General features: G+C 41.9%; 24 protein-coding genes. 14 read left to right on the forward strand and 10 right to left on the reverse strand.

The genetic code is table 11. From position 1 onward, the window contains the following. Positions 1 to 16 precede the first annotated feature (16 nt). The 6 genes from ACHFIZ_RS01650 to ACHFIZ_RS01675 form a co-directional block, all read right to left on the reverse strand. The gene (locus ACHFIZ_RS01650) at positions 17 to 349 is read right to left on the reverse strand and encodes a metal-sulfur cluster assembly factor (RefSeq protein ID WP_410882201.1); all 333 of its coding nucleotides are present in this window, start codon (positions 347 to 349) and stop codon (positions 17 to 19) included. Beyond that, positions 336 to 1,637, reverse strand: a complete 1,302-nt coding sequence (locus tag ACHFIZ_RS01655; protein ID WP_410882202.1) for a hypothetical protein — start codon at positions 1,635 to 1,637, stop codon at positions 336 to 338. Before ACHFIZ_RS01655 ends, ACHFIZ_RS01650 begins: the two co-directional genes overlap by 14 nt. Then, on the reverse strand, positions 1,606 to 2,460 hold the full coding sequence (locus tag ACHFIZ_RS01660; RefSeq protein WP_410882203.1) for a DUF2249 domain-containing protein: 855 nt from the start codon (positions 2,458 to 2,460) through the stop codon (positions 1,606 to 1,608). The genes ACHFIZ_RS01655 and ACHFIZ_RS01660 overlap by 32 nt, the downstream gene beginning before the upstream one ends. A 116-nt stretch (positions 2,461 to 2,576) precedes the next feature. Next, positions 2,577 to 3,173: a Crp/Fnr family transcriptional regulator gene (locus tag ACHFIZ_RS01665; protein ID WP_410882204.1), complete on the reverse strand. Its 597-nt coding sequence runs from the start codon at positions 3,171 to 3,173 to the stop codon at positions 2,577 to 2,579. Positions 3,174 to 3,321: 148 nt separating this feature from the next. Continuing rightward, entirely contained in the window at positions 3,322 to 4,110 is a 789-nt protein-coding gene (locus ACHFIZ_RS01670; RefSeq protein ID WP_410882206.1) for a molybdopterin-dependent oxidoreductase, read from the reverse strand. Then, positions 4,094 to 4,792: a cytochrome b/b6 domain-containing protein gene (locus ACHFIZ_RS01675; protein WP_410882209.1), complete on the reverse strand. Its 699-nt coding sequence runs from the start codon at positions 4,790 to 4,792 to the stop codon at positions 4,094 to 4,096. Before ACHFIZ_RS01675 ends, ACHFIZ_RS01670 begins: the two co-directional genes overlap by 17 nt. Before the next feature lie 166 nt (positions 4,793 to 4,958). Here ACHFIZ_RS01675 and msrB point away from each other — a divergent pair, with 166 nt between their 5' ends. The 14 genes from msrB (at position 4,959) to ACHFIZ_RS01745 (ending at position 16,996) form a co-directional block, all read left to right on the forward strand. After that, positions 4,959 to 5,477 carry a peptide-methionine (R)-S-oxide reductase MsrB gene (gene msrB / locus ACHFIZ_RS01680; RefSeq protein WP_410882211.1) on the forward strand — a complete coding sequence of 173 codons (519 nt, stop codon included), beginning with the start codon at positions 4,959 to 4,961 and terminating at the stop codon, positions 5,475 to 5,477. A 96-nt stretch (positions 5,478 to 5,573) separates the two neighbouring features. Beyond that, the gene (locus ACHFIZ_RS01685) at positions 5,574 to 6,698 is read left to right on the forward strand and encodes an XdhC family protein (RefSeq protein WP_410882213.1); all 1,125 of its coding nucleotides are present in this window, start codon (positions 5,574 to 5,576) and stop codon (positions 6,696 to 6,698) included. Next, on the forward strand, positions 6,691 to 7,284 hold the full coding sequence (locus ACHFIZ_RS01690; protein ID WP_410882214.1) for an NTP transferase domain-containing protein: 594 nt from the start codon (positions 6,691 to 6,693) through the stop codon (positions 7,282 to 7,284). The genes ACHFIZ_RS01685 and ACHFIZ_RS01690 overlap by 8 nt, the downstream gene beginning before the upstream one ends. Continuing rightward, on the forward strand, positions 7,281 to 8,261 hold the full coding sequence (moaA, locus tag ACHFIZ_RS01695; protein ID WP_410882216.1) for a GTP 3',8-cyclase MoaA: 981 nt from the start codon (positions 7,281 to 7,283) through the stop codon (positions 8,259 to 8,261). The genes ACHFIZ_RS01690 and moaA overlap by 4 nt, the downstream gene beginning before the upstream one ends. Before the next feature lie 4 nt (positions 8,262 to 8,265). After that, on the forward strand, positions 8,266 to 9,444 hold the full coding sequence (gene glp, locus ACHFIZ_RS01700; protein WP_410882218.1) for a gephyrin-like molybdotransferase Glp: 1,179 nt from the start codon (positions 8,266 to 8,268) through the stop codon (positions 9,442 to 9,444). A 5-nt stretch (positions 9,445 to 9,449) separates the two neighbouring features. Then, positions 9,450 to 10,190, forward strand: coding sequence for a sulfite exporter TauE/SafE family protein (locus ACHFIZ_RS01705; protein ID WP_410882220.1), 741 nt, complete (start codon positions 9,450 to 9,452; stop codon positions 10,188 to 10,190). A gap of 65 nt (positions 10,191 to 10,255) precedes the next feature. Further along, the gene (locus ACHFIZ_RS01710) at positions 10,256 to 10,489 is read left to right on the forward strand and encodes a MoaD/ThiS family protein (protein WP_410882222.1); all 234 of its coding nucleotides are present in this window, start codon (positions 10,256 to 10,258) and stop codon (positions 10,487 to 10,489) included. A 3-nt stretch (positions 10,490 to 10,492) separates the two neighbouring features. Further along, positions 10,493 to 11,605, forward strand: a complete 1,113-nt coding sequence (locus ACHFIZ_RS01715; protein WP_410882224.1) for a ThiF family adenylyltransferase — start codon at positions 10,493 to 10,495, stop codon at positions 11,603 to 11,605. Further along, a complete protein-coding gene (locus ACHFIZ_RS01720; protein ID WP_410882226.1) occupies positions 11,595 to 12,038 on the forward strand; it encodes a molybdenum cofactor biosynthesis protein MoaE in 444 nt (147 codons plus the stop codon). Before ACHFIZ_RS01715 ends, ACHFIZ_RS01720 begins: the two co-directional genes overlap by 11 nt. 1 nt (position 12,039) lies before the next feature. After that, a complete protein-coding gene (gene moaCB, locus ACHFIZ_RS01725) occupies positions 12,040 to 12,948 on the forward strand; it encodes a bifunctional molybdenum cofactor biosynthesis protein MoaC/MoaB (protein WP_410882252.1) in 909 nt (302 codons plus the stop codon). A gap of 91 nt (positions 12,949 to 13,039) precedes the next feature. Beyond that, positions 13,040 to 13,822 carry a (2Fe-2S)-binding protein gene (locus tag ACHFIZ_RS01730; RefSeq protein ID WP_410882228.1) on the forward strand — a complete coding sequence of 261 codons (783 nt, stop codon included), beginning with the start codon at positions 13,040 to 13,042 and terminating at the stop codon, positions 13,820 to 13,822. An 18-nt stretch (positions 13,823 to 13,840) separates the two neighbouring features. Continuing rightward, positions 13,841 to 14,854: an FAD binding domain-containing protein gene (locus tag ACHFIZ_RS01735; protein WP_410882230.1), complete on the forward strand. Its 1,014-nt coding sequence runs from the start codon at positions 13,841 to 13,843 to the stop codon at positions 14,852 to 14,854. Positions 14,855 to 14,869: 15 nt separating this feature from the next. Next, positions 14,870 to 16,486, forward strand: a complete 1,617-nt coding sequence (locus tag ACHFIZ_RS01740) for a xanthine dehydrogenase family protein molybdopterin-binding subunit (RefSeq protein WP_410882232.1) — start codon at positions 14,870 to 14,872, stop codon at positions 16,484 to 16,486. After that, a complete protein-coding gene (locus ACHFIZ_RS01745; protein WP_410882234.1) occupies positions 16,487 to 16,996 on the forward strand; it encodes a molybdopterin cofactor-binding domain-containing protein in 510 nt (169 codons plus the stop codon). It abuts the gene before it with no gap. 310 nt (positions 16,997 to 17,306) lie between these two features. Here ACHFIZ_RS01745 and ACHFIZ_RS01750 read toward each other — a convergent pair whose 3' ends face one another. From ACHFIZ_RS01750 to ACHFIZ_RS01765, 4 genes are all read right to left on the reverse strand, one after another. Next, on the reverse strand, positions 17,307 to 17,432 hold the full coding sequence (locus ACHFIZ_RS01750; RefSeq protein WP_410882236.1) for a hypothetical protein: 126 nt from the start codon (positions 17,430 to 17,432) through the stop codon (positions 17,307 to 17,309). Beyond that, positions 17,395 to 17,775 carry an FMN-dependent NADH-azoreductase gene (locus ACHFIZ_RS01755; RefSeq protein ID WP_410882254.1) on the reverse strand — a complete coding sequence of 127 codons (381 nt, stop codon included), beginning with the start codon at positions 17,773 to 17,775 and terminating at the stop codon, positions 17,395 to 17,397. The genes ACHFIZ_RS01750 and ACHFIZ_RS01755 overlap by 38 nt, the downstream gene beginning before the upstream one ends. A 287-nt stretch (positions 17,776 to 18,062) precedes the next feature. Beyond that, positions 18,063 to 19,184: a Fic family protein gene (locus ACHFIZ_RS01760; RefSeq protein WP_410882238.1), complete on the reverse strand. Its 1,122-nt coding sequence runs from the start codon at positions 19,182 to 19,184 to the stop codon at positions 18,063 to 18,065. Positions 19,185 to 19,283: 99 nt separating this feature from the next. Continuing rightward, a partial coding sequence (locus ACHFIZ_RS01765; protein ID WP_410882240.1) for a phage integrase SAM-like domain-containing protein occupies positions 19,284 to 19,587 on the reverse strand: 304 nt, incomplete at its 5' end.

Here is a 19,587-nt window from a genome sequence, read left to right on the forward strand (position 1 = left end):
TGTATGTAAGAAAACCTTACTCACCAAGTATTTTTAGTCCTTCAGGAGAAATGAATTTATAATTCCATTCTGGTTCCCATACCACATTTACTTCAGCTTTGAAGTTATTAAAATCGCGCTCTAAGCTGTTTTTTGTGGCTATTATGATACTGTCTCCCATCGGACAAAATTTGGAAGAAAGGGTCATTTCTACAGAAATCAACATTTTTTTACCGTCAAATTTCACTGCATAGACCAACCCTAAATCAACAATATTTATAAATAGTTCGGGGTCTATTACCGTTTTTAAACAGGTAATGAGCACGTCCTTTATCCCATCAGAAGAATTTGGAATATCAAATGCGATCATACTTTTCAGTTCTAGTCTTGTGAATAAGTAATAAAAATACGTGCAGGCAGTAACTCGTTGAACACATAATTAGGCTAACGGCGCCAAGATACTTTAGCGCCGAAATTCTTAATAGGAACCCAACCAGGAAAGAAACGAGAAAAATAAAAAAGGCAATAAGCTGTACAAATAACAATCTATTATGGATCAAGTCTGCCGGCAAAGGGATTCTGAATTTCCCGGTTAGCTGTTCATAATGTTTTACCCAAACAATGTACGGAAGGGTTTTAAAAGTCTGACCCAGGATCAATGCACTGACCCAACCCATAAAAATGAAAGTTCCATAAAGAACAGATAGCTGCACCGCATACGCATCATTCTGTATATGGTAATAAAGAATAACCGGAAGAATCAGTATTCCCATGCCGAGCAGTAGAAAAGATGACAAACTCTGAACCATCGGCATATCGATCCCTTTACGTATTCTGGAAACAATACATTGATATAGAAAAGCAAAGTAAAATCCTATTCCACTAGTTCCAAGCCCTAAAATAAAATACGTATTAAAATTGATGCCATGAAGATACCCATCAATGAGAAATGCGATCAAAGCTCCATTAATTAAATAATATGAAACAGTTAAGAGATTAGTTTTCTGATAGCTAGAGAGCAAAAACATTGGGATAAGTTTAGCACTCACCCCAATTATTAATAATAAAAACCAGCCGGAGATGCCCATTTGAGCATGCAGTCTTAAAAACTGGAGGTGTTCCTTAGGTAAAAAAGGATATTGAAAATTAAATACCATCAAGACACCAAGGGAAATCGTTAAAAATAACCAGAGGCAAGATGTTAGAATAAACTCCGCAAAAACGGATGAAGCTTGTTTGCCCTTTGCAATGGTAAATAGAACGTTTAGCACAAAAAGGAATACCCCAATCAAAATCAAAACACTTCCGATTTGCATGTAAATCCCTGGCTCAAATACCCAGAAGGAATAGATCAACAGAATTATACCGGGCACAAGAAACAACAAGCTCCACCAGCCAATTCGTATGCTGAACAGCCCCCTTTCCAAAATGACAGGTAACAATTGGTTCAGTGCACCAAAGATAACCATTGTACCCCAGCCCAGAGCTGCAGTGTGTGTTAGTGCCAATAGCATAGGTTGAAAATAATGACCAGACATTACTTCTATGGAGAAGAAAAACATAACTGATAGAACCAGAAAGAATACAGCTCCAATAGAATAATGGGCAATAACGATTTTATAAAGACTATGCTGTTGTTTGCTTAAGTTTATTACCATAAATTAATACGTCCGATCTAGACGCCGAGTATTGGTGAATTAAATATGCTAGCCCTCTTTTGTTCAGCTCAGGTAACAAGAACACAGGAACCTTTTTATGGTAAACATATAATAATTCATCCTTTCCCATTTTCTCGATACGCTCCATGATTCGCACCATAGGCTTTGGCATTTCCAGATTACGAACATCAATGTATGTTATTTTTTCAGAAACAAAATGGGATAAGATTTCATCAAAAAGCACCTTATCATCTTGCCCAGGTTCCTCGACTAATAAATCATCAGAATACAAATCATCGTCTTTCTTTTCAAACCAGGTTAAGAACATTTTCGAATCAATAACATCAGTATGACACAAAAAGCCTTTCTCTCCCAGCAAGCTGATAAGTGGGCTGGGTTCAAAAGAATTTATGATTTTTAATCTTTCCCCCTTTCCAAGTTTACCTGCAATTTTTAAAATTTCTTTTAAAGGATCTTCATTCTTATCGAGAGACGGTCTCACATCAAGCTCATATACTACTGCTTGTCTATTAAAGTCAATACCAATTACTGGCGAGGAGTATTTTTCAGATGTTTTGCTATCAATAACGAAACCTATTTGTTCCATGGTATCCAAAAAGGAAGTCACATCACAGCGGGCAATTTTGCAGGCATCGGAAATGGTTACCCTTCGTGCCAGAAGGTTCCGTAAAATTGGATTTTTTAATTTAGAAAAATTACTATTCAGCTTAACTAAGGCAGCTATCACACCTACCTGATCTATATCAAGCAATTCCTTTATCCGCGTTTGCGCTGTGATGGGTTTTGTATTTTCCGCTTTCATAAGACTTTCTATTTATCGAAAATGTCTATCTTAATAATGAAGTCAAAGTTATTGTTTTGCCAACTCGATTTTTATGAGTGAAATCATAAAGGACTTCAAATCATCGACATGGTCTTTTAGCGAAATACCTTTCTATTGATGATTGTCAGCTCACCCTTCTTTTCTAAGGATTTGATAGAACGGATAACGGTTTCCACCCTCAATCCAGTAAGATCAGCAATTTGTTGCCGGGTTATTTCAACTTTATATTGTTGGTCTGGAACTGATTTATCAATTTTTATTTTAAAATAATCGATGAGCTTAAGCACACGGTGTTCAGGCTCCTGAGAGGAGATTTCTGAGGCCATGATAGATTTAAAATAAAGTCTTTTTGCAAGATTCGTGGTTACTTGCAAATGAACAGCTGGGTTCTCAATTAACAACCGCATAAAGCTTACCTTCGGCAAAAGAAAAACCTTAGAGGGTAAAAATGCAACCGCATTTGCAGGATAATTATCCGTAATAAAAAGCGGAGGTTCGCCAAAACTATCACCATCCGAAAAAAGGCCTTGAATAAACTCCTTTCCTTCATCGTTGAAATTATTCATTTTGATGGCCCCATTAGCTATCTGATAGTAATATCTTGAAGTGTCCCCTTCTTTAAAGATAATTTCGCCCTTGTCGAAGTTTACAATCTTTGCGCCAAATTGAATCAATAAGTCTTCACTAATCATGGGCTTCAAGTTAAGCGCTTTATTTTAAAGTCAAGTATTAGTCGTGATTTGACTAGAAATGTAGCGATCCAGCCTTCTAAATGTAATCGTGAAACATTGCTTCTGCTAAGGTAAATGCTCGTAGCGTGCTCCTACTTACAATTCAAGATCACAAACCCGAGTAGTAATCATATCCTCGTTCAGCCCAATAGTCCCTTGGCCTTATATCGCTGAACGACATCGTTCCTATCCTTTTTAAGTTCTTAATTCCATATTTTACTGGAATGATCAGCCTTAAAGGTGCGCCATGTTTAATCGATAGCGGCTTGCCGTTCATTTCATAAGCCAGTATCGTCTGAGGATGAACAGCACTTTCCATTTCCAGACCCACATAATATTTCCCGTTGGGGGTTTCCAAACCAATATATTTCTTTTTGACACAATCTTCTAAGTGGTAATGATCTAAAAAATCGATTAACTTCAGGCCCGCCCAGTGCTGGATCTGGTCCCAACCTTCCACACACTTAAAATCGAATACGATCTCCGTTTTCGGGAGGGATCTGATCTCGTCAATGCTTACTTTTAATAAACTGCCATCTGTGCTTTTTATGTTCAGGAACCATTTGTCAGATTTAAAATTTTCATCATCAATGCCAATCATGCTATTGACACGCACATCAATCGCTGCCCTTGATTTGGGATAGGTCCTCACCAAGTGGCTGTTGCTAAAGAAATTGCGAAAAAACAACTCACTCTTATTGAGTGCTCTCCTCAACGGTACGCGCACATTTCCGGTAACCCCGGCTACTTCTTTTGGCGAATTGTACAGCCATTTCCAGCCAGCAAATGCACCAGCACTCAAGGCGAAAAATTTCCCGAACGAAATAAATGTCCTTCTTTTGATCTGTTGCTCTACCGTCAGCGGTTTCGCGATCCTTTTATTAAACAGGTTCTTCATTTTCTTTGGGTTTAACTAAATCCTTCACCTGGCAATCCGTAACCTCAAATCCTGAAACCACCGACCTAAAATTGTTCCATCCTGCAAGGATCACCTGCACCACATGAATCATAAAAAATAGCACATAACCTATGGTCAGCGCAAAATGCAGGATACGTGCAACATGGTACCCGCCACACAGCCAGCAAATCCAGTAAAATTGAACAGGCTTATAAATAGCAAGGCCTGTAAATACGGAGCCAAAACCCATGATTATGATGGCTGTATAAGCAATACGCTGCGCGGCATTGTATTTCTTTTGCGGCGGAACAGCTTTACGGATATGCAGGTCATGCAACAATACCTGCCAAGCTTCCCGAAAAGAATTCCTCTTAGGTACCAGTTCGCGCCAGGAACCAGAAACTATCGTGTAAATAACATATAGGAGCCCATTGATAAAAAACAACCACATAAAAAAGAAATGGAAGGCCATGCCTTCTGCTAGTCGCTGCTTCAGGTGAAAGTACTCATAAAACCATTCTGGGAAAAACTGAAAAATTGTAGTTCCAAATATGGTGATCCCATAAGAATCATTAGCCCAATAAATGAAAAGACCACTCCAGATCATAACGGCAAGCACGGGGAAATTGACCCAGTGTGTCCAGCGCATGGCTAACGAATGTTTTTCTTTGATCACTTTCATAAAGCACTGTTTTAGATGCAGCCACAATCCTCCATGTTTTTGCTTCCTTGACCGTAAACATATTGGAATAATTACATAAAAATACATTTTTAACTTCCGTTATTACGTATGTAAAGTATTTAATCCAACACGGTAAAGTTAAACCGATTTTAATGACTGAAATGATATGAAAAAGATAAATTTTTGGACCGCCTCGCTTTTACTGCTTGCACTGAATGCTTGTAGCCAGAATCCGAATTCTGCTAAGCAGCAGAAAATAACAACTAGCAGCTCCTCTGAAAACACCAAGCTGTATCCGGGGGCTAAGCCAGACGCGCATTGGAAGAAAGTGCTTTCCGCAAAAGCCTATGAGATTATGGTTAATAAGGGAACCGAGGCACCCTACAAAAATCCATATTGGGATAACCATAAAAAGGGAATTTATGTGAGCGCAGCTACGGATAAGCCTTTGTTCAGTTCAGATGCTAAGTTCGAATCCGGAACGGGATGGCCAAGCTTCTTCAAAGCTATTGACAATAAAGCCATCAAAATAGTTAGGGACACTTCAAACGGGATGATTAGGGACGAAGTGGTCGAAACAAGCACAGGTCTTCATTTGGGACATGTCTTCGATGACGGACCGGAGCCGACAGGCAAACGGTACTGCATGAATTCCTACGCGTTTAAATTTATTCCTTCCAAGTAAATCACTAATCTTTCTTATGTTAGTTTATTAACATTAGACAGTTATCTTTGATTTAAAGTCTGTTTAATCAGGTAAAATGATTGGAGTTGATAACTGATGAAAGAAATAAAGGATATCTTAAAAGCATATGACTTGTCCATAAAAACAGGTCAAAAGGCTGCGCTGGCAACGGTTGTGAAAGTCGAGGGATCATCTTACCGACGACCCGGAGCGAGGATGCTAATTACGGAAGACGGTATGCTTACCGGTGCGATCAGCGGTGGTTGCCTGGAAGGCGATGCCTTAAGGAAAGCGCTTTCAGCCATACATCAGCAGGAAAATAAGCTGGTTACCTATGATACCACTGATGAAGATGATGCAAAATTCGGTGTACAGCTAGGTTGCAATGGTATTGTTCGTATTCTTTTTGAGCCTATAAAAAGTGATGCTGAATGCAATCCGATCGATATTTTGGCTTTACTGGAGGCAGGACAAGAAAGCGCCGTTCTGGTTACTTTATTCTCACTTACCTCTGTGAAACAAATAGGTTCTAGTCTGCTTTATGGGAGCAATTTATCCATCCAAAATTCCGCAGCAGTATTACCTCATGAGGTAATCACAGATGCTGAGGAGGTACTAACCAGGAAAAGGTCAACATTTAAGTCCTACACAGTTGATGGACAGTCCCTAGAAGCCTTTTTGGAACTGGTAAATCCACCAATCTCGCTGATCATTGCAGGCGCAGGAAACGATGCACAGCCACTGGCGCAAATTGCAGATATATTGGGTTGGCAGACGACGATTATAGACGGAAGACCTACCCATGCTACTGCACTACGATTTCCAACCGCAGATAAAATCCGGGTTCTAAAACCTGAGCAGGTACTTTCAAATGTAAAACTAAATCACCAGACCGCATTTGTGCTGATGACCCATAATTACAATTACGACCTTGAATTGCTGAACCTTTTGCTTCAAACTAATGCGCGCTATATAGGGACACTAGGCCCAAAGAAAAAATTGATTCGGATGCTGGAAGAGCTTCAACTGGCTACCGATGAAAATCTAAGTCGTATTTATGGTCCCATAGGTTTGGATATCGGGGCAGAGACAGCGGAAGAGATTGCAATTTCCATCATTGCAGAAATCAAATCTGTCTTCAGTGGCGCCTCCACAGGGTTTTTAAAAGAAAAAACATTACCAATTCATACCTACAACATTAATCTGGATGGTTATGGTTAATGGCATCATAATCTTAGCGGCAGGCAATTCATCCAGGCTAGGGAAACCGAAGCAACTGTTAACTTACCAGGGTAAAACGCTCTTGAAGCATGTGACAGATGAATCACTGGAGGCCAGCGATGGCGCTATAGTTGTTGTGCTCGGTGCCTATGCAGAAATAGCTGTTGAAGCCACAAATGATCGCCTGTTTCGCGTGGTCAACGAGCGCTGGCAGAGCGGCATGTCGTCAAGCCTTGCGATGGGCTTACTCGAGCTGTTAACTCAACACAAGGATTTGGAAAATGCCATTGTTACTGTATCTGACCAGCCCTATGTAACAGCGGAATTACTAAAAGATTTGATTAAAACGCAACAGCAAACCGGCAAAGGCATTGTCGCCAGTAGTTATGCACAAACAATAGGTGTCCCTGTCTTGTTCAATAAGAAATATTTCGATCTGTTGTTGAGCCTGAAAGGTCATGAGGGTGCAAAAAAACTGCTGGAGCTTTACAGTTCTGATTTAGAAACCGTAATTTTCGAAAACGGTGAGGTTGATATAGATACCATGGCAGATTATTTAAATTTATTAAATCCGGAAAACACATGATACAGGATTCTTTTGGAAGGGTGCACGATTACCTGAGGATATCTTTAACAGACAACTGCAATTTTCGTTGTTTTTACTGCATGCCTGAAGAGGATCATGACTTTACGCCTGCTTCCCGACTAATGCAGACTGCCGAAATCATCGAATTAGCAAATATTTTTGTTGCACAAGGGGTTAGAAAGATCAGGCTTACTGGCGGGGAACCATTGGTTCGTAAAGACGCCCCTGCTATCATTGCTGCACTTGGAAAATTACCTGTAGAACTGGTGATCACTACCAATGGCACCCGGATCAATGAAATGTTGCCAGTGTTGATCGCGGCAAATGTCAATTCCATTAATATCAGTCTGGACACCTTGCAACCCGAAAAATTCTTGCACATCACCCGTAGAGATGTTTTTCACCAGGTCAAGAGTAATATTGAATTGCTGTTGCAGCATAAAATCTCTGTAAAGATCAATATGGTGGTGATGAAAGACTTAAACGACAATGAAATCCTTGATTTTATTGCCTGGACAAAACACAATCCCATTCAAGTAAAATTCATCGAGTTCATGCCTTTCAGGGGAAACCGCTGGACAAGCAATAAACTTTTTTCCCTGGAAGAGATCCTTAGCCTGATTGAAAAAAAACATACTGTTCTACCCGTTAAAGCGGAGCCTCATGATACCGCGAAACATTTTATGATCCCTGGTCATGAAGGCTCGTTTTCTGTAATCAGTACCATGACCGCCCCTTTTTGCAGCACCTGTAACCGCATGCGACTTACCGCAGATGGCAAATTAAAAAATTGCCTATTCTCAGCGGGAGAAACTGACCTTTTATCTCCTTTAAGAAATCACGAAGACGTATTGCCACTGATCCAAGCCTCTATTTGGAGCAAAAAGAAAGAACTAGGCGGACAACTTAATACCCATTTCGAGCAGTTGGACGTGGATGCCATTGCAAATAGGAGTATGATCAATATAGGAGGATAACCACATGATCAGCGTTAATGAAGCAAAAGAGCTCATCTATAGCAACGTCATCCTTTTAAATCCAGAACTTAGGCCAATTTCAAAGGCGGCGGGACATACGCTTGCAGAAACGGTGTTTGCCAAAATAGATATCCCGACTTTCCCACAATCTTCTATGGACGGTTATGCATTAAAATATGCAGATATAAACAATGAATTGGCTGTTATCGGAGAAATGGCGGCCGGCGCGCCACATGCACTTAGCATAACTAGTGGCGAGTGTGCAAGGATATTTACAGGCGCACCATTGCCCAATGGTGCTGACACTGTCGTGATGCAGGAAAAAATCACCTTATCAGACGGTAAGCTAAGCATCCATGATTCCAGATTACAACAGGGAACAAACGTAAGGGATCAAGGCGCAGAAATTAAATCAGGAGCCCTCGCCATGGAAAAAGGAAGTTACCTTAGTCCTGCTGCTATCGGGTTTTTAGCTGGAATTGGAATTGCGGAACTTAAAGTCTATCCAATGCCAAAGGTTTCCATTGTCGTAACCGGAAAAGAGCTTCAAAAACCCGGACTGGAACTACATTTTGGTCAGGTTTATGAATCCAATTCTTACTCACTTTCTGCAGCTTTACGTCATCATGGCATAATAGATCCGGTTATAGTTGAGGCTGATGACGATCTGGAAATACTAACACAGATTTTGAAAACCGCGTTACAGCAAAGCGATGTGGTGTTGCTGACTGGTGGTGTAAGTGTTGGCGATTACGACTTTGTGATCGAAGCCAGCAAACGCTGCAGCGTTACCCAGATCTTCCACAAAGTGAAACAAAAACCTGGTAAACCATTATATTTTGGCAAGCATAAGAATAAGCTGATCTTCGGTCTACCTGGCAATCCTTCTTCCGTCTTAAGTTGTTATTACAACTATGTCTTGCCCGCGTTGAAAATGCTATCGGCCCGGGAAACTGGCCCAAAAGAAGTCAGTGCTAAACTCACATATCCTTACTCAAAAACGGCGGGCCTCACGCACTTTTTAAAAGGAATATACAAAGACGGAATGGCTACGCCACTTAATGCGCAGGAATCCTTTCGCCTAAGTTCTTTTGCCCAAGCAAATTGTCTCATACAACTTTCGGAAAAAGATGAAAATTTCGAAAGCGGTGCAATCATTAATGTACTTTTATTGCCAGACTGACCGAGATGGAAGACAGCTTTATTCTATTCTATTTTCTGTTATTCATCGTCGCATTTCTATATGCCTCGGTAGGCCATGGTGGTGCAAGCGGTTACCTGGCCTTAATGGCCATATTTGCAGTCTCCCCTGCAGTCATGAAACCTACTGCATTGTTACTCAATTTGTTCGTGTCTTCTACTTCATTCATACAATTTTACCGTGGAGGCCACTTTAAATGGAAAATCTTTTGGCCTTTTGCTCTTGCTTCCATCCCACTCTCTTTTGTGGGCGGTATGATGGCTATCGAAAGTGCCGTCTACAAAAAGATTTTAGGTGTGCTGCTGCTGATCCCGGTTTTCCGTTTTTTATTTTTCAGCAATACTAATCCGAAAGATTTTAAGCCGTCTAACATCCCTCTTTCGCTGTTTGTTGGCGGCATCATAGGCCTATTGTCGGGCATGATTGGCATTGGCGGAGGGATCATCCTCTCCCCTGTGTTGCTGTTGCTAAAATGGACGGGTCAAAAACAGGCTGCAGCGATCAGTGCTGCCTTTATTTTCGTAAATTCGGTTGCCGGGCTGGGAGGACAACTGATCAAAGGATTTGATTTCAACGCCCACATGTTGGGTTATGTGGCCGTAGCCTTCCTTGGCGGCATTTGCGGAGCCTATTTTGGTGCATTGAAATTCCCGCAAACTGTATTAAAAAACATACTGGCCTGTGTATTGGCGCTAGCCGCTTATAAATTGTTGTTTACCCATGCTTAAAGCCAGAGGAAGAAGATTTGTAAAATGATTAAGTAAGATCAGCATCTTACAGGTAAATTAGCACCATGGAAATTGAAATCATTAGTTTTGGGCAGATCGCCGAATTTCTTAAGCTTAGAAAGCTGGAGTTAAACGATGTAAGAGATACAGAAGGCTTGAAAACCTTTCTGGAGAAGGAATACCCAAAATTAAAAGGGATAAAGTATAAACTGGCATTGAACAAGTTTGTTGTGCATCAGAACACTGAACTCTCAGACCGCTGCACTATTGCAATCATGCCACCATTTTCCGGAGGATAAATATTGAATAGCGAGCGTTACCACAGACAATTAATCCTTAAGGGATTTGGAGAAGCTGCACAGCAGAAGCTTGCCTTGGCACGAGTGCTTGTTATAGGAGCCGGGGGCCTCGGTTGCCCTGCCTTACAATACCTCAGCGCCGCCGGTCTGGGTCATATTGGCATCGTAGATGATGATGTAGTATCATTAAGCAACCTGCACCGTCAAATCTTATATACTACGGCAGATATTGGGAAATTCAAAGTAGAAGTGGCAGCTCAAAGACTCAGGGAGCAAAATCCGGAGATAGAGGTGAAAACATACCTCCTAAGATTGGAGCGAAATATAATTCTGGACTTATTGAAAGCCTACGATTACATCCTGGACGGAACCGATAATTTTGAATCCAGGTACTTGATCAATGATGCCTGTTCATTATTAAAAAAACCATTGATTTTCGCTGCCGTATCTGGATATGAAGGCCAGTTAGCCGTATTTAATGTTGCAGATCAGGCAAATAATACCACTAATTACCGTGATCTTTTTCCAATACCTCCTCAGGAAGGAGAAGTGCTCAACTGTTCAGAAAACGGTGTGTTAGGGGTGTTACCCGGAATAATCGGAACCATGCAGGCTGCCGAAGTCATCAAATTGATTACAGGTATCGGAACTCCGCTCGTCAACAAGATACTCAACTATAACCTACTCAACCATCAGTTCTATGAAATTCGAATTAGCCATGCTGATGACACTTATACCATACCGGAAACGGAAGCCAAATTTTTAGCAATGAGCAAACCTATCTATGGCAACAAAATCATTAATATTGACGGTGAGGAGTTCGACGCCCTTAGAAAAAGAGAATCGACCTTACTAATCGATGTGAGGGAGAGTCATGAGTTTCCGGTATTAGATCCGGCTGTGTTTTTAAAGGCACCCATGTCAGGATTCCCTGCATCCCTCAATCAGGAAGTCGTCGAGGAAAACATTGTGCTGATTTGCCAACATGGCATTAGAAGTGTGGCTGCCGCCGAATGGCTGAAAGAAAAATATGGGAGCAGCAAGCATATCTACAGTTTAAATGGCGGAATAGTTAAATGGAGTGGACATTTTATAGATCAGGAACATGAGCGATAAAGAAATCAAAAACATATTTGTACAAGGAGCAATTGATTCTACTTTTATATCAGAAAGTATTGCTAAACACAGCAGCAAAACCGGAATTGGCGGACACAGCATTTTCATGGGACAGGTTCGAAAAGATGAGATAGACGGAAAGTTTGTTTCTGCTATAGATTATACCGCTTATGAAGAACTTACTTTGGAAAAAATGCAGGAAATTCGCGAAGCGATCTTTGAGAAATATCCGCTGACTTGCATGCATGTGCACCACAGCCTTGGAAAAATAAAGACTGGAGAGATTTGTCTTTTTGTATTCACTTCCTCTGCCCATAGGAAACCTGCAATTGACGCCTGTACAGAAATAGTGGAAAGATTGAAAGCAGAGCTACCTATTTGGGGCAAAGAATGCTTTGAAGATGAAAGTCATCAGTGGAAAGAGAATATATAATATGGTCGACATTACAAGAAAATCCAACACCCTAAGAACCGCCATCGCAACAGCGACCCTGAGGGTCTCTAAACCAGAAACTATTGAAGCTGTAGCCCAACGTAAAGTACCTAAAGGCGATGTTTTTGAATTTGCCCGTGCGGCAGGATTGCTTGGTGTAAAAAAAACCAGCGATGTGATACCAGATTGTCACCCACTCCCAGTAGAATATACCGGGATCACCTATGAGATCAAGGACCTGACGATTATTATTTCTGTTGAGGTACACACTATTTACAAAACAGGAGTCGAGGTAGAGGCCATGCATGGCGCGGCAGTAACGGCGCTGACTATGTACGATATGCTCAAGCCAATCGACAAAGGTGTAGAGATAGAAAACATTCGTTTATTGACAAAAACAGGTGGCAAATCTGATCTAAAGAACAAACGTTTCCCGGAAATTAAAGCGGCTGTGGTAGTTTGCTCTGATTCCATTTTTGCGGGGAAATCAGAAGACAGTTCCGGCAAGGCGATCATTGCACGGCTGGAACAACTTGGAATTACCACCATCAACTACGAAATTGTTCCAGATGAAACAGAGGAAATCAGGAACAAAGCAAGGCAGCTTAGTCAAGATAACATCCAGTTGCTGATCTTTTCCGGAGGTACAGGACTGTCACCAAGGGATGTTACCCCTGAAGCCATTGCACCACTTTTAGACCGCGAGATCGACGGAATTATGGAAACTGCACGAAGATACGGGCAGGAACGCATGCCTTATGCCATGCTTTCCCGCGGCCTGGCTGGTTTTATTGGTACAACGCTGGTACTTACCCTCCCCGGCTCAAAACGTGGCGTAGAAGAAAGCATGGATGCACTCTTCCCTCAAGTGCTGCACCTGTTTAAGGTAGCTGAAGGCGGAAAGCACTGAGTTTAGCGAATTATTTTCGATTTGTTACAAACCATCCTTGAGTCAGTCCTGTTAAATTATAACTGATGCTCAACTCATTATGTACTGAAGCATGAACAAAAACAAAACTCAATTAACAGAAGCCGAAATAAAACTCTTTGGCGATCTGATGCCCGAAGAACTGGATGAAGCCATCCATTCAGGTTTGAACCGAAGACATTTCATGAAGCTGATGAGCCTTGCCGCGGCAGGATTACTTGCCAGTCACCTGCTTGCTGCAGAACAACTTTTTGCCAGATCGGCAGATTTTGAAGACATACCTGAACTCCATCCGGAAGCAATAGAAAATGCCATTTCTGTCAACCTTAAAGTAAACACCAGTGCCCGAAAGGTTGTAATCGACTCCAGAACTAGTTTATTGGATACTTTAAGAGAAAGACTGGGTCTTACCGGATCAAAGAAAGGCTGCGACCACGGCCAATGCGGGGCTTGTACAGTTATTGTCGATGGACAAAGAGTACTTTCCTGTCTCACTTTGGCCGCTACCTGTGAAGGGAAGTCGGTGATTACCATTGAAGGAATGGCAAAGAACAATGAACTTAACCCCATGCAAACTGCCTTTTTAAAACATGATGGCTTTCAATGTGGATTTTGCACGCCCGGACAAATCTGCTCTGCAGTTGCCCTGATGAAAGAAGCTAAAGAAGGACAGTTAAGTTATCTTACCCAAGATTTAGGACAAAACGCACAACCAGTCATGCTTTCTGATGATGAGATCGCAGAGCGAATGTCTGGTAATATCTGTCGTTGCGGTGCCTATCCAAATATCGTGGCCGCAATTAGAGAAGCCCAAACAGGGAAAGACGTACAACAGACCTGGCTTTTCGCAGGTTAGCATTTAATATCAGGATTTATGAGACCATTTAAATTTACCACTGCAGCGAATCCCGCCTCAGCCATTAGCTATCTCAGTAAAAACCCGAAGGCCAAATTCCTTGGAGGAGGCACCAACCTGCTGGATCTGATGAAAGAAGACGTAGAATATCCAGATGAACTTGTTGATCTTGGACGTTTAAATCTTACAGCAATCAGTGAACTATCAGCAGGCTACAATGCAGGAGGAATTTCGATCGGCGGCTTGGGTAAAAATACAGCAGCTGCAAATCATCCGCTAATAAGAAAGAACTACCCCGTTTTAACTAGGGCCATTTTGGCGGGTGCTTCCGCACAAATCCGGAATATGGCAACAAACGCCGGAAATCTGTTGCAGCGTACCCGTTGCTCCTACTTTTATGATGTGGCGATGCCTTGCAATAAACGAACACCCGGATCAGGCTGCTCCGCAATGGAAGGATTCAACAGGATGCATGCCATATTCGGCTGGTCGGATTCCTGCGTTGCTGTTTATCCATCAGATATGGCGGTGGCGCTTTCTGCATTAAATGCAACTGTAAAAGTGCTGCAAGCGAATGGAACATCCCGATCCATTCCGATGGATGATTTTCATTTGCTGCCTGGCAACCACCCTGAAAAGGAGAACAGCCTGAAACCTAGCGAACTGATCACCAGTATTGAACTGCCAAAAAACAAATTTGCAACGCATTCCGCATACCTGAAAGTCCGCGACCGTAACTCCTATGCCTTTGCATTGGTTTCCGTTGCAGCAGGCCTGGTTTTAGATGGCGACATAATAAGGGATGTAGCGCTTTCCATGGGTGGCGTGGCACATAAACCCTGGAAAGCGCAAAAATCGATCAAAGCCTTAATTGGAAAAAAACCCTCCACAGCAAACTTCACTATGGCGGCTGAAGCAGAAATGGCAGATGCAAAACCTTTGTCGCATAATAAATTTAAAATAGAATTAGGAAAAAGAACCATCATACATGCTTTGGAACTTGCTTTAAAAGGCGAGGGAACCAAGAGCTAAGCAGCTGAACGAATCATGGAAGAGCAAAACAAAGTAATTGGCAAGGCAGTAACCCGAATTGATGGCCTCTTAAAAGTAACCGGTAAGGCGAATTATGCTACCGACTACCCAGTAAAAAATATAGCCCATGCTGTATTGTTCAAAAGTACCATTGCCGCAGGTCAGATTACTGCGATAGACACCACAGCCGCAGAAAAAGCACAGGGTGTACTGGCAGTGATTACCCATAAGAATTCACCAAAACTCAATGTAAATGGCGGACTCCGGGGTGGAGCACTGTTACAGGGACCAGAAATTACTTTTTATGGACAGCATATCGGAATGGTGGTGGCTGAAACCTTTGAACAAGCCACATTTGCTGCAAAGCTGATCAAGGTTGATTACCAAAAAAGTGAAGGCAAAACAGACTTTGAAAAGCTGGCGAAAAACCCTGTTTTGCCAAAGGGAAGGGAACTGGCAGACCTGCTGAGAGGAGATGCTAAAACTGCCTTTCAAGGCGCAGCGGTACAGATCGAAGAAACCTACGAAACCCCGATTGAACATCACCATCCTATGGAACCGCACTCAACGGTAGCCGTTTGGGAAGGAGAAAATTTGATCCTTTACAATGGATCGCAGATTGTGAACGGCGCCCAGAACGCCGCTGCCGCAACGCTAAACCTAAAGCCAGAAAATGTAAGGATCGTTTCTCCATTTATCGGGGGAGGTTTTGGCTCCAAAGGAGGACAATGGGCCAATTTAGTGCTTACTGCAGTAGCTGCGAAAATAAGCGGCCGTCCGGTTAAGCTGGCCTTAACGCGGCATCAGATGTTTAATTCTGTTGGTTTAAGGCAAAGAAACATGCAGAAAGTAAGTTTGGGTGCTACCAAAGAAGGTAAATTAATTTCCATTAGTCATGAGGTTACCAGCCATACAGCGGTAGACAGTGAATATATAGAACCTTGCGGGGACTGCACCAAAATCATGTACGAATCACCGAATTCACTCATCACCTACCGTGTGGTACCGATGAATGTGATCCTTCCTACTTATACTCGTGGACCAGGGAAATCAACCGGAAGTTTTGCATTGGAATCGGCGATGGACGAATTAGCGCATAAACTTGGCATGGATCCCATCGCATTGCGCTTAAAAAATGAGCCCGATAAAGACCCGTCGAATGGAAAACCCTGGTCATCCAGAACAATTATCCAATGTCTGAAAGAAGGTGCCAAAGCATTTGGCTGGGACAAAAGAAATCCTGTACCGGGGCAGAATAAAGACGGCGAATCACTGATTGGTTATGGAGTAGCTTGTGGCACCTACCCTGCCAGGCAGCGCGAAAGTTCCGTACTGATCAAATTAAAACGATCAGGAAGCAATGTGATGGCAACTGTAGAACTTGCCGCGTCTGATCTGGGAACAGGAACCAATACTATTCTGGCGCAGATTGCGGCGGATGGGTTGGGAATACCGATTGAAAACATTTCAATTAATATTGGAGATTCGAATTACCCTCCAGCTGCAGGATCCGTGGGCTCCGTTGGCGCCGCCAGCTTTGCCAACGCAGTAAATGATGCCTGTATCAAGATAACCAATGAACTCATTACGAAATCTGATAAGCAGTTTTTTGTACGGCCTAAGGTAGGTTAAATGATGATTTCAGAACAGTTTGTCGATTTTCAAAGCCGTGCTGATGCCAAACCACCAACGGGTACTGATCAATATTCCATCCATAGTTTTAATGCAAACTTTGCAGAAGTAAAAGTAAATATAGCTACAGGAATGGTTAAGGTCACCCGTTTCCTTGCAGTTACTGGTGCAGGGAAAATATTGAACCCGAAGACGGCCCGTTCACAGATCATTGGAGGTAATATCTGGGGGATAGGTATGGCTTTAACAGAAGAATCCGTAATAGACCCTAGATATGGCAATTTTGCAACAAGGTCTTTCGCAGATTACCACGTACCCAGTAATATGGATGTAGGCAAGTTAGATGCAATGTTTATCAATGAAGTAGACTTAGTTCCCAATAAATTGGGCGTGAAGGGCATCGGCGAAGTGGGCATTGTGGGTGTAGCTGCAGCAATTGCGAATGCGGTATTTAATGCCACAGGTAAACGGGTTAGAAACCTGCCGATCACACCAGATAAGTTGTTGTGAAGTTAAACTAAGCAAGGATTATCTTTAAATGTTAGCTGGGTCTGGGGATAACTCGCCATGAACAGCACCTAAAAACAATACAAAACCATATTAATAACACATTAAAAACAAGGTTGCCGTATCCTTACTGTATCCTTGAGATATCCTTGCCATATGTTTGCAGTGTCTAATTGGATATGTCAATGATACAGCAACTATACGCCAAGGATATCTCAAGGATATAGCAACCCTGTTTTTAATGTGGTTTCTGCCTGTATTTTAGTTGTTTTCAGGCAAAGCAGTATGTAGGCACTAGGTTAGTTTGTACTTGCTAGCCTTCGGCACGGAATACCGTAAGATCTGTCATCCCCAGACCTCCAAGAAAAGCCTTCAAGTATGGGGCGACAAAGTCGTTGGCTTTACCGGGTCCTTCCGAATAAACACCACCTGACGACATGGCAACATAGACCTTTTTTTCCTGTTACCTTTCCGACAGGGCCGTTTTCACTGTATCCAAAAGTTATTCCTGCCCTGGTAATATGGTCAATCCAGGCCTTTAGTGCTGAATGAATGGTATAGTTGATTAGCGGTGCGCCAATAACGATGATGTCCGCAGCGAATAGCTGATATACCAAATCGTTGGAAAGGCGAATTAATTTTTTTTCTTCTACCGTAAGCTGATCTTCAGCAATAAAAAATGTACGAAGTACTTCAGGTTGAAGGTGAGGGATTCCAATATCGACCAGGTTTAATTCTTCGACAGTGCTGCCAGGATACTTATGCTGAATTTTTTCAACGATGGTTTGGACCTAATTTAATGCTGTACGATGTTGCACCTTGTATGCTGGATTTTAAATGAAGAATGTGTCTCATAAATTTTATTGATTAATTATCAAGCACAAAACTATGGTTACCAAGTGGTAAAAAGTGAGTAGTTACCCAAAGGTAAGTGGTTACATTAAGGTAACTGACTATCTTTGCTGCTATGAATATCACTAAGAATGGGAACATTCCAAACAAGACAGAATGTGCAAGCTCGCTCAAAAACATACTTGATGCACTGTATGTTCTTAACGGGAAATGGAAGCTATTCCGACAGTATTCTGTAAAGCTCCAGATTAAGATAGTAAGCGCTGCCAGTAATGATCCTCTTTTCTAAAATTCCTGTCTCAGTTAACTTGTCTAAGTATTTTCTGGCTGTATTTTCGGCATAGTATTGGCGCTCTGTCAGGTGCCTTACCCTTGTAAACGGTTGTGTGAACAAGGCATTAACCAGTAATTCCGGACGGTTGATCACTCCATCCTCTATGATAGCGGTTAAGATAGCATCCTTTGCACGGATAATATCATTGATCTTATCATAGGTCAGATTAGACGTTGCTTCTACCGCCTTTAGCATAAACATCAGCCATCCTTTCCAGTTACCTCGTTGAGTAATACCCGATAAGCCTGAATAATAATCGTCTTTATGTTCCATTATGTATCGACTCAAAAAGAGAATGGGATAATCCAGCAAACCTTTTTTGGTCAGGTAATGAATATTAAAAATACGGCCTGTTCTCCCATTTCCGTCGCGGAAGGGATGGATGGCTTCAAACTGGAAATGACCAATTGCCATTTTCAGCAAGGGATCTAATGGATAATGCTGGTCATCATTTAAAAAGTTCGTCAGATTTTGCATTTTAGCTTCCACTATACCTGGTCCTCTGGGCGGTGTGTAATGAGCCTTACCGGCATTTGGGCCTGAACCACCTTCTTTAATATAGATTTGAGCTACGGGTGTCCTTATTCCATCGCCGAATTGGCTAACAACGCGGTACATTTTAACAAAATACTCCTCATCAAATTGACGATCCTCTCGCAAATGCTCGTAACCAATCCATAAAGCCTCCCGATAATTCAGGATTTCCTTAGCAGGCCCTTGCAACTGACGGGATTGTTCCTCACTATAAGCTTTATAGAGTTCATCATCCGTAGTGAAGATATTCTCAATCGCGCTAGAGGCCTTGGCTTCCTGCAAACTGATTGAGTTAATCAATAATCCCTGGTTGGGGATTGCGATACTTCGCCCTTGCAAACGACCCAAGGCTGCCTTTGCATTTCCTAACTGTTCGTAAATTTCAATCGACTGATACAGTGCCGGATCAATCGGCAATTCCGGCAGTTCATTCCAGGGACGATTTCTATCAGGATTGATTGGGTAGGCCACAACACAAATATATTAAAAAAATTCTATCTAACCTTAAAAGACATGTGATTTTAAGGTGATATCCGATTCTGACATTAAAATAAAAGTTTGACAGGTCTCTTACCTCAAAAATAGAAGCTTTTTAAGGTATGCTCTTAAACCGACCTTAATCATGATAGAAAACACAGAACAGGACTCATTATATGAGTTAGCATTAATCTTTGCACCAAGTTCGGCGGATATGCCGGACACTGGTTGCTTCGCCAAAGTAGTATCCACAATCCACTTATGAGCTAGACATAGATTAATGATTTTTCTAAAGTGCTTCATATATTTAGCAACGGGAACGCCACTACATTTTTGTACTGTACGCAAATAGAAGTCGTAACCTGTGATGAAGGCATGATTGATCTTTTCTACTTCT

The organism is Pedobacter sp. JCM 36344 (assembly GCF_046546555.1).
Taxonomy (GTDB): Bacteria; Bacteroidota; Bacteroidia; order Sphingobacteriales; family Sphingobacteriaceae; genus Pedobacter.

Bases quoted from the DNA above. Each gene is read 5' to 3' on its own strand.
- ACHFIZ_RS01750 (WP_410882236.1), bottom strand. From the start codon at position 17,432: ATGTCGTCAGGTGGTGTTTATTCGGAAGGACCCGGTAAAGCCAACGAC.
- ACHFIZ_RS01705 (WP_410882220.1), top strand. From the start codon at position 9,450: ATGGAAGACAGCTTTATTCTATTCTATTTTCTGTTATTCATCGTCGCA.
- ACHFIZ_RS01650 (WP_410882201.1), bottom strand. From the start codon at position 349: ATGATCGCATTTGATATTCCAAATTCTTCTGATGGGATAAAGGACGTG.
- glp (WP_410882218.1), top strand. From the start codon at position 8,266: ATGATCAGCGTTAATGAAGCAAAAGAGCTCATCTATAGCAACGTCATC.
- ACHFIZ_RS01735 (WP_410882230.1), top strand. From the start codon at position 13,841: ATGAGACCATTTAAATTTACCACTGCAGCGAATCCCGCCTCAGCCATT.
- ACHFIZ_RS01660 (WP_410882203.1), bottom strand. From the start codon at position 2,460: ATGAAAGCGGAAAATACAAAACCCATCACAGCGCAAACGCGGATAAAG.
- ACHFIZ_RS01710 (WP_410882222.1), top strand. From the start codon at position 10,256: ATGGAAATTGAAATCATTAGTTTTGGGCAGATCGCCGAATTTCTTAAG.
- moaCB (WP_410882252.1), top strand. From the start codon at position 12,040: ATGGTCGACATTACAAGAAAATCCAACACCCTAAGAACCGCCATCGCA.
- moaA (WP_410882216.1), top strand. From the start codon at position 7,281: ATGATACAGGATTCTTTTGGAAGGGTGCACGATTACCTGAGGATATCT.
- ACHFIZ_RS01675 (WP_410882209.1), bottom strand. From the start codon at position 4,792: ATGAAAGTGATCAAAGAAAAACATTCGTTAGCCATGCGCTGGACACAC.
- ACHFIZ_RS01690 (WP_410882214.1), top strand. From the start codon at position 6,691: ATGGTTAATGGCATCATAATCTTAGCGGCAGGCAATTCATCCAGGCTA.
- ACHFIZ_RS01685 (WP_410882213.1), top strand. From the start codon at position 5,574: ATGAAAGAAATAAAGGATATCTTAAAAGCATATGACTTGTCCATAAAA.
- ACHFIZ_RS01730 (WP_410882228.1), top strand. From the start codon at position 13,040: ATGAACAAAAACAAAACTCAATTAACAGAAGCCGAAATAAAACTCTTT.
- ACHFIZ_RS01745 (WP_410882234.1), top strand. From the start codon at position 16,487: ATGATGATTTCAGAACAGTTTGTCGATTTTCAAAGCCGTGCTGATGCC.
- ACHFIZ_RS01655 (WP_410882202.1), bottom strand. From the start codon at position 1,637: ATGGTAATAAACTTAAGCAAACAACAGCATAGTCTTTATAAAATCGTT.
- ACHFIZ_RS01670 (WP_410882206.1), bottom strand. From the start codon at position 4,110: ATGAAGAACCTGTTTAATAAAAGGATCGCGAAACCGCTGACGGTAGAG.
- msrB (WP_410882211.1), top strand. From the start codon at position 4,959: ATGAAAAAGATAAATTTTTGGACCGCCTCGCTTTTACTGCTTGCACTG.
- ACHFIZ_RS01740 (WP_410882232.1), top strand. From the start codon at position 14,870: ATGGAAGAGCAAAACAAAGTAATTGGCAAGGCAGTAACCCGAATTGAT.
- ACHFIZ_RS01665 (WP_410882204.1), bottom strand. From the start codon at position 3,173: ATGATTAGTGAAGACTTATTGATTCAATTTGGCGCAAAGATTGTAAAC.
- ACHFIZ_RS01720 (WP_410882226.1), top strand. From the start codon at position 11,595: ATGAGCGATAAAGAAATCAAAAACATATTTGTACAAGGAGCAATTGAT.